The 295-nt window shown below is 43.1% G+C and carries 1 protein-coding gene; it reads left to right on the forward strand.

Features of this window, described 5'->3' with window-relative positions; all coding sequences use genetic code 11:
* On the forward strand, positions 1 to 295 hold a 295-nt coding region (locus tag AC3LHT_RS01925), incomplete at both ends, for a DEAD/DEAH box helicase family protein (protein ID WP_488661796.1).

Consider the following 295-nt stretch of genomic DNA (forward strand, 5'->3'; position numbering starts at 1 on the left):
AAAAATCTTGGTGTTGTTATTGTGGATGAAGAGCATAAGTTTGGTGTAAAACAAAAAGAAAAGATAAAAGAAAACTATCATAATGTTCACCTGCTTTCTATGAGTGCTACACCTATCCCCAGAACTCTCTATATGGCGTTATCTGGTCTTAGAGAACTATCGATTATTGCGACTCCACCGGTCGGTAGGGTAGGGGCGGAGACTTACGTTGGGCCAAAAAATGAAAAGCTGATAAGAACGGCTGTGTTGCGGGAGATAAACCGAGGTGGCCAGGTGATCTACGTTCACAACAGGG

It is taken from the genome of Kosmotoga sp. (assembly GCF_982836095.1).